We start from the raw sequence: 14,328 nt of genomic DNA on the forward strand, positions 1-14,328 counted from the left end.
TAGGACCCCAGTTGTCCTAGACAGATAAGCAAAAAAAGCCTGATTTCTCAGGCTTTAGAATTATAAAATTGTAACAATATGAAATTTTATTTATACGCGGGCAACCAATCTCCATGGGCTGTGATCAGCTCATCACACATATTCGTAATGTCATCCATCGACAGTTCGGCGGCAGTGTGCGGATCGAGCATAGCTGCGTGATAAATATGCTCTCTCTTATGAGTAATCGCTGCTTCAATTGTTAACAATTGTGTATTAATGTTCGTACGATTCAGTGCGGCACACTGCGGAGGCAGATCTCCCACGAAGGTTGGAGTAACGCCACTGCGGTCTACAAGGCACGGAACTTCTACACATGCTTCTTTCGGAAGATTGGTGATAAGACCTGTATTCATAACATTACCACCAATTTTGAAAGGTACATTCGTTTCGATGGCTTCCATAATGTAGGACGCATATTCATGCGAACGTTCATGTACAAGCTCTTTATTATTTACTAATTCTTCACGCATTTGCTGCCACCGTTCAATTTGTTCTACACAGCGGCGTGGGTACTCGTCGAGTGGAATTTGAAACCGTTCGATGAGCTCAGGATAATTACGCTTGATAAAATAAGGATGATACTCTGCGTTATGTTCTGAAGACTCCGTAATATAATAACCAAATTTAAGCATCATTTCATAACGAACCATATCCCCGTGATGTTCTTTCTGCTTATCGGCAGCACGGCGTTTGATTTCCGGATATAAGTCCTCTCCGTCCTTCGTAACCTCGAGTAGCCAAGCCATATGGTTAATCCCTGCAATCTTAGCCTGTACACCCGTCTGATCCATTCCCAGATGCTCGAATAAGCCTGGAATACAATGCTGTACGCTATGACATAATCCAACGGTATTCACACCACCATAAGTGTTCATCACATTGGTCAATACTGCCATTGGATTCGTATAATTCATGAACAGAGCATCTGGACAAACCTCTCTCACATCTGCAGCAAAATCAATCATGACAGGAATCGTGCGTAAGTTGCGGAAAACACCACCGATACCAACCGTGTCCGCAATCGTTTGACGCAAGCCATATTTCTTCGGAATTTCAAAGTCTGTAATGGTACAAGGATCGTAACCCCCGACCTGAATCGCATTAATCACATATTTAGCTCCGCGCAAAGCTTCCTTACGATCCGTATAGGATTTCACGATACAAGTACTGCCACTACTTGCTTTTATATTACTCAGCATATTTTCGGAATCTTTCAGGCGCTGAAGATCAATATCATATAGGGCAAGCTCAAAGCCTTGAAGGGCTGGAGTTCTCATGCAATCTCCTAAAACATTCTTTGCAAATACAGTACTACCCGCTCCGATAAATGTAATTTTGGACATATGAAATATTCCTCCTTAAGTAGTGAGTTCTACGGTCTCGACATCGCTAGCCACTCAGAAAACCTCAATGAATTCCCCTTATAAACACTAGAATGTCAGAGGATATCCGTCTCTCTCTTCACTATTCACTATAAATGAGAGCGGTCTCAATGAGTATGGAGAAATACAATTCATATATGGATGTTTGTTGCATTTTAGTGATATGTCCTATAATCTAATTGTAATTCAAATCATGTATAGGAGGTCAGAAGCAAATGGCTTCAGAGCATTATCATTTCTCAGCAGGGCTTAATCTTGCTCCAGATGAACCCGACCTGACTGTATTGTTCAGCGGTGAAGGCAAACCGGTTCCTGGACATAAAATGGGGCCATCCGTTCACGATTACTACCTTATACATACCGTAATAGATGGAAAAGGCATATTTCAGAGTGGAAGTAACTCACAGGTATGTGGTACAGGAGATACCTTTGTTATTTTCCCAGGGGTATTATTCAGCTATCAGGCAGACATGGAACAGCCTTGGACTTATGTATGGGTGGCCTTGCAAGGGGAAGCCGTTCAACAGCTATTTAAAGAAGTGGGGATTACACCGGACAAGCCGTTAATACACTTAGATAACCTTGTAGAGATACATAACTTGTATGAGCATATTCGTTTTTCCTTTCAGCAGTCTGCTTATCCAAGGTTGGAAAGCTTGGAGGCTTCTGGGTGGCTGCGCCTTCTGGTGCACAAATTCGGTCTTGCGAACATAAGTTCGCTCACCCCTAAATCCGCACAATTACCGGATGTTATCGACCGCCAGATCAATCAAGCGATCCGCTGGATCTCTCTCCAATTTCATCAACAGATCAGTATCGACCACATGGCATCCTCTCTTGGTTATCATAGGGCACACCTCTCTAAGGCCTTTAAGCAAAAGATCGGAATGTCACCCAAGCAATATTTGTTAAAGGTTCGCATGGATAAAGCAAAGGAACTGCTTGGAGGAACGCTCACCATCGACCAGGTATCCTCTTCGGTCGGTTTCAATGATGCGTTATATTTCTCCAAGCAGTTCCGTAAGTGGAGCGGTATGTCCCCCAGTGAATATCGAAGCCATCTTCGATCTGGCATATGATTGCTTATGGGTTATTTCATGGCTTTTGATAAAATCGAGGTGACAAAAGCTGTCTTTCCTTCACAGTAAGCATCCATATCGTAGCGATGTTGTTCCGCCAAATGCTGTTTGACTTCTGCATATGCTTGACGTGCTTCCGCATTTGAACGGAGATAGTCTCTAAAAGCGATATGCTCCAAATACCCTTTTCCATCCTTAGGGCATACATACAGATGATATTTCATGAATTCGTCCGCTTGACGTCTTTTGAAGGCTTCCCTGCCCTCGATTCCCAAGTTCCCTTGATGTTCATAACCATGCTGTTGTAGACGTTCTATGATTTGTGGGAGTACATCGTAGCTATCCATTACAAGATCAAGATCTATGATGGGTTTAGCAGCGAGTCCTTCAATGGAAGTACTCCCCACATGCTCTATCGTAATAATGAGGTCGCCAACATAAGATAACAACTGTTCTTTTATTCTATCGAATTCTACCTTCCACTCTGGATCATAAGGGACAACTTCTACGACTTTCGTCTTCTGAGCGATGCTCATGCACCTCCTGCGTTGAATGTCTTCTTCTCAATTCCTCTATAGACTATCCATATGCATATAGCGGCCACAATTAGCATTCCACCCATCAGACAGACGCCATTCCAGCCCCAATGCTGCCATGCAAAGCTTCCAAGTGTTGATCCAATAGCTCCACCTGTAAAAGTGCTAACCATAAACACCGTATTTATTCGGCTCCGCGCCGCCGGCTCAAGTGCATAGATTCGTGTTTGGTTACTAACCTGCGACCCTTGTACTCCAAGATCCAGAATAATAACACCGGCAATCAGGCTCCAAATTGTAAATCCAGCTAACCCGAAGAATCCATAAGCAATCAATGTCAGCAATAGTAGTATACCTACTATCTTTTTCGGTGCGATCCTATCAGCTAACCTCCCGATAAATGGAGCGCCCGCAGCACCTGCTACACCGATCAACCCAAACAAGCCTGTGATAGAGCTACTATAGTGGTAAGGTTCACCTTCTAGAAAGAAAGCCAGTGAAGTCCAGAACACGCTGAAGCCACCAAACATACAAGCACCAATCAATGATGCTTCACGAAGCGTCGAATATCTGCGAATCAAATTCCCCATTGATTTCAGTAGATCTGTATAGGATGAATTATTTTCTGGTTTCGTCTTTGGAATTAGTTGGTATAAGATAAGGGATAACAATAGCATTATAGCTGCGGCAATCCAGTACATGGCTCTCCAGCCGAACATATCTCCTATAATTCCGGATATTGTTCTTGCCAGCAAAATACCAAAAAATAGCCCGCTCATTACGGTTCCAATAACCTTACCTCTTTCTTCTGGCAAAGCGAGCTCCGCCGAGAGAGGAATGATGACCTGCGGCACGACCGTAGTTATGCCAATAGAAAAACTGGCGATATACATCCAAATAAGGTTCTGAGCTGTAGCGAAACCAACAAGTGACAGTGATACAGCAATAAGAAGTCCGGATATTAGTGTTCTTCGTTCACGGATGTCGCCCAACGGAACAAAGAATAACATCCCAAGCGCATAACCGATCTGAGTAAGCATCGATACATATCCTACTGCGTTAGAGGATGCATGGAATGTTCGTCCTATATCGGCCAAAAGGGGCTGATTGTAATACATATTTGCAACGCTTAAACCTGATGCAATGGCTAAAATAAGTATGAATTGCTTAGTTAGGCCTCCTCCTACACGAACTGCAGCGGGTGTGATAGATTGTGTCATGAAATTCTGTGCCTCCGATTACGTATGCTGCATAAACAGCAAGCTTTATTTTCCTAATACATTATAGCAGTCACTGTCAAGCTGACGTATTTCTGCGATATAATAATTATCTTAAATACAATGATCTGCATAAGTGCAATTTATATTGAAATATATTGAGCGGGGAGTAAATAACATGCACCAGAATGACCGAATTATAACCAGATTGCGCAAAGAACCGTTAAAGAATGTCAGTTTATTAAAAATGCTAACCTCATTCCATGAAGTCATGGAGTCTCATCTTGTGGAGCAAGGAAATCAATGGGGTGTTTTATTGCTTCTTCCTGCTTCAGCGTACGCATATGATCATAGAGTATATCCTCAAGCGGATTACATCGTATTTATGGATTACAGCAGCCCAGATGTATTTCCGGCTCTGTTTCAATTCCTGCCTCCGCAAGCAAAAATTGTTTTTAAACTGCAAGACGTGAACTATAAAGAGGCATTATCATCACATTTTTCAATGGAGAAAGTCCGGGGGTTCTACTCATACAGTACAGCTGAGGGACAAATCTATCCGAAGGACGAAGATGTTGTTATCAGTCATGTAGTTGACGACAGTTTAATTCCGCTGTGGGCCGCTAATCATTACACGAAAGACGAAATAGTAGACTATTTTCAAAACGGAGCTTTTTCCGTGTCAATTTTCCTAGACGACAATCCGGTCAGTACCTGCTTAGCGTTCCGTAATGAAGAAACCATCTGGGAAATCGGCGCTGTACATACTTTAGAATCCTCTCAAAGAAACGGATATGCGAAAAAGGTGGTCCAAACCGCCATACAAGAAACGTTAGAACGAGGGTTTATTCCACGCTATCATGTGCTTGAAACAAATCAAGCTTCCATTAGACTAGCTGAATCTATTGGACTCGTTCCTTGTGTACAGCTTGAACACTGGATTAACTACAGCCAATAACACGTTTGATAGGAGGTGATATGCATGAGTTATGGGCCAAACGAGAATCAAAACTATTATCCTCCCCCGCCTCCACCAACACCGATGAATGGCAAGTCAATTGCTGGTTTCGTCTTAGGAGTGCTTTCCATAATTGTTCCTTATATCGGATTTTTGTTAGGGATTGTAGCGGTTATTCTGTCTGCCCTATCCCTTAAAGAAATACGGATTCGGTATGAGCAAGGAAGAGGCTTAGCTATTGCGGGTCTGGTATGCGGGATTGTCGGCACTCTACTTTACGCCATATTAATTTTATTATTCATTATTTTTATATACGCAGCAGCAAGTTACACCCCCTACTGATCCACACAAAAAAAAGGATCTCTACAGCCAACCTAATGGCTGCAGAGATCCTTTTTCCTTTCCTATGAACAGAATTCAGTAGGTTCCGTTGTTAAGCTGCTGACGATACTCCGTAGGAGTTACGAGGAACCGCTTGCGGAACATCTGTGTAAAATGTCGCATGTCCTGATATCCAATACGTTCGGCGATTTCTGCCACCTTAAGCTTCGAGTTTACTAGCAGCAGCTTCGCTTGCTCCAATCGTAAGGATGTCACATATTCTTTATAGCCTTGACCCGTCTTCTGTTTAAATAATTGACTGAAGTAGACCGGATTCAGAAATACAACGGAAGCAATCTTTTCCAAAGTAAGGTCTTCGTAATAGTGTTCCTTTACATATTGCAATGCGATGTCGATTGCTTTTTCGCCACTACCTTTCGCTGGCGTTAAATCCAATACTTGCGAATTCACCGCCTCTCTTAAGCTCGTTACGATCTGAGGGACAGTATTTATATCGTAGCTAAGTCCGGAATGGATCATTTGGAAAGGTGTTCTTAAATATTGCTTCAAATAGGTCCGCCCATCTTCCAGAAAAGATTCTAATTTTGCTTCTTCCCTTAAGGTGATTAATCCCAGCAGACTCTGTCGGTCATAACTGACCACAAACCCGCTCCCGTCCCGCTCTATCAGCTCAGTTAACACATTCTCTACAATAAAATGTTCTATCCGAATGTTTTTATCACCCGCATCCATTTGCAGCAAAATCAAATAGAAATATTGATGGTCTTCTATTAATTGGCTGATGTCTAAATTACCGAGATTAAAACCAGAAGCGAGCCTCTGAAATACACCTTCTCTTAAATATTTCAGACTTGACCTTAATCGGTCTTCATCTTTAATAAGCTTATGATCCTGCTCTATTTCTAGCGATAAGTTACTAATAATCTCAAGTAGCTTGCTTTTACCGATCGGCTTAAGTAGATAATCTCTCGCTCCAAGACGAACTGCCTCCTGCGCGTAGGCAAACTCACTGTGTGCAGAGATGACCACCCATTTGACATAAGGATACCGCCGCTTAGAAATCCTCATGAACTCTAGACCATTCATACCGGGCATAAGAATATCTGTTAAGACGATATGGATGGACTGTTCCTCCATAATCTTGACAGCTTCTTCTGTCGACGCAGCAACATGTACACAATAATCTGGATAGATACTTCTTATAGTGCGCTTAATGCCTTCTCGGATCACCCGTTCATCATCAGCTATGAGAATGTTCACGACTATGCTCTCCTTCCTGCGGAATCGGCAGCATAATAGCAACCACGGTTCCTTCTCCAGGTAAGCTTCGAATCACAAGACCATAGGATTCTCCGAACATATGCTGGAGCCGCCGATGCAGATTTTGAAGACCGATCCCCATTTTTCCATTTTCTTTCGTTGTAGGTCGATCCAAGGATTCCACCAGCGCATTCAGCTTCTCTGCATCCATACCTTTGCCATTATCTTGAACGACGATATTCAGCAATCCAGTTTCTTCAAGTATACTCACCTTCAAAATACCTTGACGATCGAGCGATTCCAAGCCATGTTTTACAGCATTTTCAATGACCGGTTGTACAGTCATCTTGGGAAGGCGAACCTCAAGCCATCGTTCATCTATATTTATCTCAATCCGTAGACGACCTTCCAGTCGGATAGAAATAATATTTAGATAGTGCCCGATTTGTTCCAGTTCTTCTCTTAGCGTGACTTCTACATCAACTTCCCAATGACTGCTGTACCGGAACATCGAAGATAGCGAGAGAACAAGTTCACCTAGTTGCTCATTCCCTTCCTCATCCAGCATCCAATAAATCATATCCAGAGTATTGTATAGAAAATGTGGGTTCACTTGAGATTGCAAGGCATGAAGCTCAGCATTCTTCTCACTAACGGAAGATAGTTTTACCCGCTCGATTAGTTCTTCGATTCGGCGAACCATCCGATTAAACGAAGCAACAAGAATATTAATCTCTTGATAAGATGAAACATTCACCATTCCCCGAAAATTACCGATCTCCACTTGTTTCATCTCTCGAATCACCTTTTTAAGCGGCAAAGAAATCGTTCGTGAAACAATAGAAGCTATCAAAGTAGAGACGAGAACAAGAATCGAAAATACAATGAACAGATAACGTTTCATCTCTACCAACTCTACATTTAGGTCGCGATTAGGAGTGATACTAAGCACCCACCAACCAGAGAAGGACAGTTTAGAAGCGACAAGCAGACGATTGGCTGTCTGTTCGACCACAACATTCTGGGAGTTCTGCAAAGACGGGAGCTGAGTTAAATCAGGTTCCTGATCTTCGGCAGAGGATACGAATCGTCCATCCTGCGACATTAAATACACCTGGCTATGCTCACCCAGCTTCACATTATCCAGCGCATCCAGAACAGGCTTCGGATTCGTCTCGTACAGAACAATGCCAATCGGTTTGTGCTCATTGAGATCGTAAATCTGACGTCCGAAGGCAAACACAGGACTATCCTCCACTTGATCGATAAGAGAATGTTCATAGACGCCGAGCCAGACCATTTTACCGGAGGAAGCTTGCAGCTGATGGTACCAATCTTCCTTCATATATTCGGGATCAACCACATTCATATAGTTTCCGTAATTATAGATCTTACCTTTATCTGTAATGACATGAATACCTACGAGATCATCCCGAGAATAAAATATAGCTCCTAAAATATTGGTAATCGTCTGTTCATTGATGTAAGCTACCGCGGGCTCTGTGCTTGTCTCATTAATCAAACGTATCAATTCAAAGTTATTGCTGAGTGATTTAGAGAGACTATCATACCCTTTGTACAGTAAGCTGAATAGATCCGCTGTCTGAGCGACATTCTTCTGCGACAAATCACTTATTTTCTCATGAAACTGTACGGTTGTCCGGTTGTAATAGAGCAGACTCACAATTAATAGAATGCTAGACATGCAAAAAAGAAACAGCAAAAACAATCGATGGTGGATGGAATGAAAGCTGTTTCTCAAAAAGGCTTCCCTCCTCAAACTCATCTGTCCTGCTGCTTCTTCATTATAATTCCATTATTGTAATTTGCAATATAGATTTATCCTTTTACTGCGCCCGCCACCATTCCTTTTGTAATCTGATTGGATAAGAAGAAATAGATTAAAATGACGGGTAACGCACCCATCACTAGAAATGCACCGATATTCCCATAGTTTACAGAATACTGACTAACGAATGTGTACACGCCAAAGGGCAAGGTCTTCAATTTCTCGGAGGAAATGAAGGTGGCCGCTAAGATATACTCATTCCAAATGTTGATGAACGTTAGAATACATACAGTCATTACAGGTGGTACAGATACAGGAAGAATGATCGTGCGGAAGATCCGATATACGCTCGCCCCATCAATAAAGGCTGATTCTTCAATTTCATGCGGAATGCTCTTCATAAAGCCACTTAATATGAACACCGCTATTGGGGTTGAAAAAGCTACATAAGGCAATATGAGCGATAAGTGTGTATTCAGAATATGCATATTTTTGAAAATGATCATCAGCGGAAGCAAGGTGGCCTGCATGGGAATCATCATCCCCATTAAGAAGATCGTCATGACCAAGTTGCCGTAACGCCAACGGAACCGTGAGATCGCGTAAGCTACCATCGAGCTAAGCAGGATGACGAAGATCATCGTTACACCGGTAACCACTACACTGTTAGATAAATACTTTAAATAGCTACCGGACTTATAAGCCTCGCTATAGTTATGCCACTGAAATACTTTAGGAAATGAGAAAAAACTTCCTCCCAAAATCTCTTCATTGGTCTTCAAGGAATAGAGCATTAGCCATAGCAGAGGATATAGCTGGGTAACGACAGGAATCGCAAAGAGAAGATACACGAGTCCTTTCTTGACATTCCGCATGATCGCGCACTCCTTTGCTAACTGAATTTTTTCTCAAGCTTATTAAAGATAGTATTAATGCTAGCAGTAAACACAAGGCACAGTATGACCAAGAACGAAGCGATAGCACTACCATATCCATATTTAAAGGATAAGAAAGAACTGTTGTACATATGTGTAGAAATAACATCTGTAGCGTGAGCAGGTCCACCGGCTGTCATGACCATAACGAGATCAAAAGCCTGCAAAGACCCTATAAAGGCGAGTACGATAGATATTTTAAAGATTGGAATAATCAGTGGAAAAGTAATATATCGATCGGCTTTAAATCCATCAGCCCCATCAATCTTTGCCGCTTCATACAGCTCATCTGGAATATTCTGAACACCGGTATATTGAATCAGCAAATGGTAGCCAAAATATTGCCAAAGAGATACTGCATAAAGCGCGAACATCGCAATTTTAGGTTCTGTGATCCAATTATGAGTCCAGCTATCCAGCCCAAGAGAGATCAGGACGCCATTCAACATCCCGCCCATGGAGACAGGGTCATAGATCGTTTTCCAGAGCTGCCCAATGATAACCACCGACAAAATAACCGGTGTAAAGTAAATAGAAACTAAAGTGTTTCCTTTTCTCACGTACCGATTTAGCAGGATAGCCATCAATAAACAAAATGGAATTTCCACCATGGAAGCCACAGCATAGAGTAACGTTCTCTTTACAGATGGCCAAAACACTGGATCATGAAAAAACATCTCTTTGAAATTAGCAAGTCCAGCAAATGTTTTCGTAGTCGTAATTCCGTCCCATTGCAGCAATCCTGTATAAAAGGATACTAGTATAGGAGCAAACACCAAGCACACATACAAAAGCAGGCAAGGTAACACGAAGACGGCGATTGTGCGCGCTGGAACCTTTAGTACCTTCATTATTTCCGCCCCCTAGAATGTAAACACGATGCGAAGAAGCGTTTAAGCACCCTCGCATCGCGTTTTCAAAACCTTCTTATTTATTAGCTTCAAATGCGGTTTGATGTTCTTTAGCTACTTGAGCGGAATCCACTTTTTGAACAAAAAGATTTTGGATACTGCTTAGATGGACTTGTGCGGTAGCTGGGTTCATGGTGTTGTCAAAGGCCAAGTCGCCACCTTTAACCTGATTGAACAATCCTGAAATGTTGATCGCCAGATCAGAATATCCTGCGCCTTTCAGGTCTCCATCCACTTTTTGACCAATCCCTACAGCATTTTTAAGTTCAAATTGTTTTTTAGGAAGATTCAGTGTGAAGAAATTCAAGAAATCTTTCGTTTCTTGTAAATGCTCACTGTTTGCAGAAATCGCAAAGGCGCTACCTGGTGCGAGCATGAATTCATTTGGATCCCCCTTACCATTAACACTTGGGAATTGAAAGGCTCCTGCTTTACCAGCAACTGAGGATGCGTCAATTGCACCCGTTTCCCATGAACCGATAACCCACATAGCGGCTTTACCGGATTTGAAGATATTACCACCTGCATTAGCATCGATGGAAGTTGCTCCATCTGGGAATGCACCTGCTTGCACGAGGTCTTGGAAACGATCTACAGCTTCTATGAAAGCAGGATCTTCAAATGTTTTTTTGCCATCAAGTACGTCTTGAAGGAAACCAGGGCCTCCATTGGTGCGAAGCAGGATATTCATGAACAAGAATGAACCCGTCCAGGAATCTTTTTCACCGATCGCGATTGGCGTAATGCCTTTTGCTTTCAAGGTTTTTACATCTTGGAGTAATTCATCGAATGTTTTAGGAGTGTCTGCGATGCCCGCTTGCTCGAAGAGTTCTTTATTATAGTAGACTACCTCGATGTTATTACCATCTGGCAGCGCATAAACATTACCATCGAAGCTGTAGTAATCAAGTAGACCGGATTGATAAGTGTCTTTCAGTCCATTTTGATCCAGCATGTCATTCAGAGGAGCAAACAGCTTTGCATCAACGAAAGGTTTCATTTGTGCAGCCGGGTTAACAATCGTAATATCAGGGATTTCTTTGGAAGCGGCTTGTGTTTTCAATTTGACCTTTTGCTGGTCCGTATTTAAAGTATCCAGTTCGATGTGAATGTTAGGGTTTTCTTTTTCATATTGGTCAACTAATTCATGAAGCATCTTATAAGAAGGTGTTGCTGGATCCGGGTAAATATTTTGAAAAGTAATCGTGACCTTCTTACCGCTTTCGGTTTTTGTAGTTCCGGCATCTGGAGCATTCGTAGCTGTATTTCCTTTCGACTCTGTAGCGCCTTTACTCTCGTTGTTGTTTGAATTTCCACACGCTGCCATACTTAAAACCAAAGCTGCTGATAACGCAATTGTTGAAGTTGCCTTCATTTTTTTGCTGACCATTGTTTGACGCCCCCTATTTTCGTTATAGGCTTATTATTGTACTGTTAAGCGCTTTCAACAAGGTGTCAAATTTAAGATATATGGTTTGTTTTTTCTAGAAAAATACAATATATGTCCGAACATAACGAAACACCCGCTAATTGGGGTGCTTCGATTAACAATATTTTCGATATTCTGTCTGGAAATTCGTTCAATCAGAAGTTGTACCAAAATCGGTAATCTTAAGCTTTAGATCAAAGGTCACTGGAATCCGAGTAAACTCCTCGTCCCAATGATCCTTAATCTGTTTCCAGACATGAGGCTTTTTAATGCTGAACCAATCTCCGAATCCTGCTACATCCACTTTGTAAGTGGATTGCATTTTGTTGATAAGAGCATTGATTTGTTGGGTTAGTTTTTCTTCGAATATCTTCTCTAGTTCTTTGAAATAATCAACATCCGAGGAATGCGCATCAACATTCCAATCCTCTATTAGGCGTCCAGTGGACTCAATTGCAACATGAAATGATATCTTCTTATCATCGGTCTCTTTCAGCGTAATCTTACTCTTAACGGATTTAATCTCATAAGTAATCGACTCGTTCGACTGATCATATGCTTTGAGACTCCCTCCTCTTATATCCCCCTTGATCCAGGCAATACTCTCCACGTCATTTTGGTCGAGATTTCCGATCCAATGTCCTGTATCTCCCTTGATTATACCGGCTCCGGAAAATTTGATCTCACCATGTGCCTCTATAACGTTCTGCAACACAAAGCTTTGCTTGGAGTACATAAGCGCATCTAGATTCGATAGCGTTATGCCCTTCATAACTTTACTGGTTCTGAAATTGTTACGGACCATCTCCACCAGCCGGAAGGAAGGAATCTCCTCCTCAGTCGTCATAAGCGAATCGGACGCGAGCCCCTGGCTAAGAAATATGAGACAACTGGGACGGATATCGTTATCTCGGAGTACAAAATCCATTAACTGTCTGATCTTCGCCTTTTGCACTAAATCCTCTGATATGACGATAACCTTAAGGTGATGGCCTATAATCGGACGGTTCTTGCGAATGGAGAACTGACGGAATATTTCAAGCAGAGAATCCCCTGTTTCTGAAATATTGTAAAAATGGGTTTTGGTTTTTTCGCCTTCTTTACCGGAGTTCCCGATTGTTCTTTCAGGCACAATTTGTACGGTTGCCGTAAGTTTATTATGCTTTGGGTAGCTCCCTCCACGCTCCTCAAATTCCCGTTCGAGCGTTCTAGGTTCCCCCTTATCAAGCGCCAATCCCGTAATAACACTCAGGTCTTCAATCTCTTTACTGCTCCAACAACCAGGCTGCGTAAGCAGAATCATGAATATTATTAGTAAGTGTATTACCCTCTGTCTAAACATTCTGCTTGAGTCCTTTCTTCCTGATCAGTAATACGATCGACAATAACAGTGGCAACAACATAAAAATCAGCACACCCATATAGCCAATCGATTCACCAAGACTGAAGACATCGTTGATGCGTTGAGGAATCATCGTGCAGATGAAAATTACAGGCATTAAGGCGAACATAACCGGATGGATCTTCAGATTAAACACTTGCGAAATTCCAAGTGACGCATTAAAGAAAAAACTGCAAAAATTGCAGAACATCTGCATCAGCCATATGACTAACAAAGGAAATTCAAATCGTTCAAAAAAGAATCCTGAAATTTCCAAGCTTCGTACCAAATCTATCGTAGGCCAGGTACTGGTGATTACAGAATTGATGGACAGACCTCCAATAACCATCACAACAGTTACCAAATACAGTACCAACGGGATACAGAATCCGACCATCATCCCTTTAACCGCTTCCTGCGGATGCTCCATAAAGGCCGTCATGATCATAACAACCTCACATCCAGTAAAGATCAGGATGCCCGACTTCATCCCCCGAATGACCGGCATCAGGCCTTCACTCATAAAAGGGCGTAAATGATGGATATCAAATATTCTGGAGCTTAAGATAAAACAAATAATCAGAATAAAGATACTGATCGGAAACACAATTTGAAACACACGGGCAATGGAATTAATCCCCCCATACACCAAATAGGTGCCTACCCAGATGAACGGCATCACAATCGCCCAAATTGGAGTCCCTTCCAGAAGAAAGAACAACGTTACTTCCGCCAGTACTCGGATTTCGAAGCCCGCAATCACAATAAAGTACAGAATCAACAAAGAACTCAGTACACCACCTGGAAGATTTCCAACAATTTTTTTAGAATACTGAAAGACAGTTTTACCTGGAAATTGCTGGCTAAGCTTCACCATAACCATTATCACTATAAACACGACAATACCACCCAGCACCACAGAAACCCAGGCATCAGGAGTCTGTACAGCCTTGACAAGATCTCTTGGCAAGGTCAAAATTCCGGCACCCAGCATTGAATTGGTCAATACTATGGCAGCTTGCGAGGTTGTGATCTTGTCATCCGTACGTTTGAACACTGTGGTCTCC

13 protein-coding genes are annotated in these 14,328 nt (G+C 42.2%); 3 read left to right on the forward strand and 10 right to left on the reverse strand.

What is annotated here, in order from left to right; genetic code table 11:
- Positions 1–86 precede the first annotated feature (86 nt).
- Positions 87–1,385 (reverse strand): alpha-glucosidase/alpha-galactosidase, encoded by a 1,299-nt coding sequence (locus MKX41_RS09190; RefSeq protein WP_340969797.1) that lies wholly within the window; start codon positions 1,383–1,385, stop codon positions 87–89.
- Positions 1,386–1,639: 254 nt separating this feature from the next.
- Here MKX41_RS09190 and MKX41_RS09195 point away from each other — a divergent pair, with 254 nt between their 5' ends.
- Complete coding sequence (locus MKX41_RS09195; protein WP_076283637.1) at positions 1,640–2,503, forward strand: AraC family transcriptional regulator; 864 nt, start codon at positions 1,640–1,642, stop codon at positions 2,501–2,503.
- Positions 2,504–2,514: 11 nt separating this feature from the next.
- Here MKX41_RS09195 and MKX41_RS09200 read toward each other — a convergent pair whose 3' ends face one another.
- Together MKX41_RS09200 and MKX41_RS09205 are read right to left on the reverse strand one after the other, a co-directional pair.
- Positions 2,515–3,039 carry a GrpB family protein gene (locus tag MKX41_RS09200; protein WP_076283636.1) on the reverse strand — a complete coding sequence of 175 codons (525 nt, stop codon included), beginning with the start codon at positions 3,037–3,039 and terminating at the stop codon, positions 2,515–2,517.
- On the reverse strand, positions 3,036–4,259 hold the full coding sequence (locus tag MKX41_RS09205; RefSeq protein ID WP_340969800.1) for an MFS transporter: 1,224 nt from the start codon (positions 4,257–4,259) through the stop codon (positions 3,036–3,038). Before MKX41_RS09205 ends, MKX41_RS09200 begins: the two co-directional genes overlap by 4 nt.
- Before the next feature lie 175 nt (positions 4,260–4,434).
- Between MKX41_RS09205 and MKX41_RS09210 the strand changes: the two genes are divergently transcribed.
- Together MKX41_RS09210 and MKX41_RS09215 are read left to right on the forward strand one after the other, a co-directional pair.
- A complete protein-coding gene (locus MKX41_RS09210; protein WP_340969803.1) occupies positions 4,435–5,214 on the forward strand; it encodes a GNAT family N-acetyltransferase in 780 nt (259 codons plus the stop codon).
- Between the two features lie 24 nt (positions 5,215–5,238).
- A complete protein-coding gene (locus tag MKX41_RS09215) occupies positions 5,239–5,556 on the forward strand; it encodes a DUF4190 domain-containing protein (protein WP_340969804.1) in 318 nt (105 codons plus the stop codon).
- Between the two features lie 75 nt (positions 5,557–5,631).
- Here the strand turns inward: MKX41_RS09215 and MKX41_RS09220 are convergent, their stop codons facing one another.
- The 7 genes from MKX41_RS09220 to MKX41_RS09250 all read right to left on the reverse strand — a co-directional run bounded on the left by MKX41_RS09220 (position 5,632) and on the right by MKX41_RS09250 (position 14,318).
- Positions 5,632–6,816, reverse strand: coding sequence for a response regulator (locus MKX41_RS09220; protein ID WP_340969807.1), 1,185 nt, complete (start codon positions 6,814–6,816; stop codon positions 5,632–5,634).
- Positions 6,797–8,578 carry a cache domain-containing sensor histidine kinase gene (locus tag MKX41_RS09225; protein ID WP_340969809.1) on the reverse strand — a complete coding sequence of 594 codons (1,782 nt, stop codon included), beginning with the start codon at positions 8,576–8,578 and terminating at the stop codon, positions 6,797–6,799. The genes MKX41_RS09220 and MKX41_RS09225 overlap by 20 nt, the downstream gene beginning before the upstream one ends.
- 77 nt (positions 8,579–8,655) lie before the next feature.
- Positions 8,656–9,480, reverse strand: a complete 825-nt coding sequence (locus MKX41_RS09230) for a carbohydrate ABC transporter permease (protein ID WP_042188564.1) — start codon at positions 9,478–9,480, stop codon at positions 8,656–8,658.
- 17 nt (positions 9,481–9,497) lie between these two features.
- Positions 9,498–10,391, reverse strand: coding sequence for a carbohydrate ABC transporter permease (locus MKX41_RS09235; protein ID WP_042188566.1), 894 nt, complete (start codon positions 10,389–10,391; stop codon positions 9,498–9,500).
- Positions 10,392–10,467: 76 nt separating this feature from the next.
- Positions 10,468–11,841: an extracellular solute-binding protein gene (locus MKX41_RS09240; RefSeq protein WP_340969814.1), complete on the reverse strand. Its 1,374-nt coding sequence runs from the start codon at positions 11,839–11,841 to the stop codon at positions 10,468–10,470.
- Positions 11,842–12,031: 190 nt separating this feature from the next.
- Positions 12,032–13,222 carry a Ger(x)C family spore germination protein gene (locus MKX41_RS09245; protein ID WP_076283629.1) on the reverse strand — a complete coding sequence of 397 codons (1,191 nt, stop codon included), beginning with the start codon at positions 13,220–13,222 and terminating at the stop codon, positions 12,032–12,034.
- Positions 13,215–14,318, reverse strand: a complete 1,104-nt coding sequence (locus MKX41_RS09250) for a GerAB/ArcD/ProY family transporter (protein WP_076283628.1) — start codon at positions 14,316–14,318, stop codon at positions 13,215–13,217. The genes MKX41_RS09245 and MKX41_RS09250 overlap by 8 nt, the downstream gene beginning before the upstream one ends.
- Between the last annotated feature and the right edge of the window lie 10 nt (positions 14,319–14,328).

The organism is Paenibacillus sp. FSL R5-0475 (genome assembly GCF_038004585.1).
Lineage (GTDB): Bacteria > Bacillota > Bacilli > Paenibacillales > Paenibacillaceae > Paenibacillus_AQ.

What these genes read in the sequence shown, in the direction of transcription:
- MKX41_RS09245 (WP_076283629.1), bottom strand. Translation starts at nt 13,222, where the DNA reads ATGTTTAGACAGAGGGTAATACACTTACTAATAATATTCATGATTCTG.
- MKX41_RS09240 (WP_340969814.1), bottom strand. Translation starts at nt 11,841, where the DNA reads ATGGTCAGCAAAAAAATGAAGGCAACTTCAACAATTGCGTTATCAGCA.
- MKX41_RS09200 (WP_076283636.1), bottom strand. Translation starts at nt 3,039, where the DNA reads ATGAGCATCGCTCAGAAGACGAAAGTCGTAGAAGTTGTCCCTTATGAT.
- MKX41_RS09210 (WP_340969803.1), top strand. Translation starts at nt 4,435, where the DNA reads ATGCACCAGAATGACCGAATTATAACCAGATTGCGCAAAGAACCGTTA.
- MKX41_RS09215 (WP_340969804.1), top strand. Translation starts at nt 5,239, where the DNA reads ATGAGTTATGGGCCAAACGAGAATCAAAACTATTATCCTCCCCCGCCT.
- MKX41_RS09235 (WP_042188566.1), bottom strand. Translation starts at nt 10,391, where the DNA reads ATGAAGGTACTAAAGGTTCCAGCGCGCACAATCGCCGTCTTCGTGTTA.
- MKX41_RS09230 (WP_042188564.1), bottom strand. Translation starts at nt 9,480, where the DNA reads ATGCGGAATGTCAAGAAAGGACTCGTGTATCTTCTCTTTGCGATTCCT.
- MKX41_RS09205 (WP_340969800.1), bottom strand. Translation starts at nt 4,259, where the DNA reads ATGACACAATCTATCACACCCGCTGCAGTTCGTGTAGGAGGAGGCCTA.
- MKX41_RS09195 (WP_076283637.1), top strand. Translation starts at nt 1,640, where the DNA reads ATGGCTTCAGAGCATTATCATTTCTCAGCAGGGCTTAATCTTGCTCCA.
- MKX41_RS09190 (WP_340969797.1), bottom strand. Translation starts at nt 1,385, where the DNA reads ATGTCCAAAATTACATTTATCGGAGCGGGTAGTACTGTATTTGCAAAG.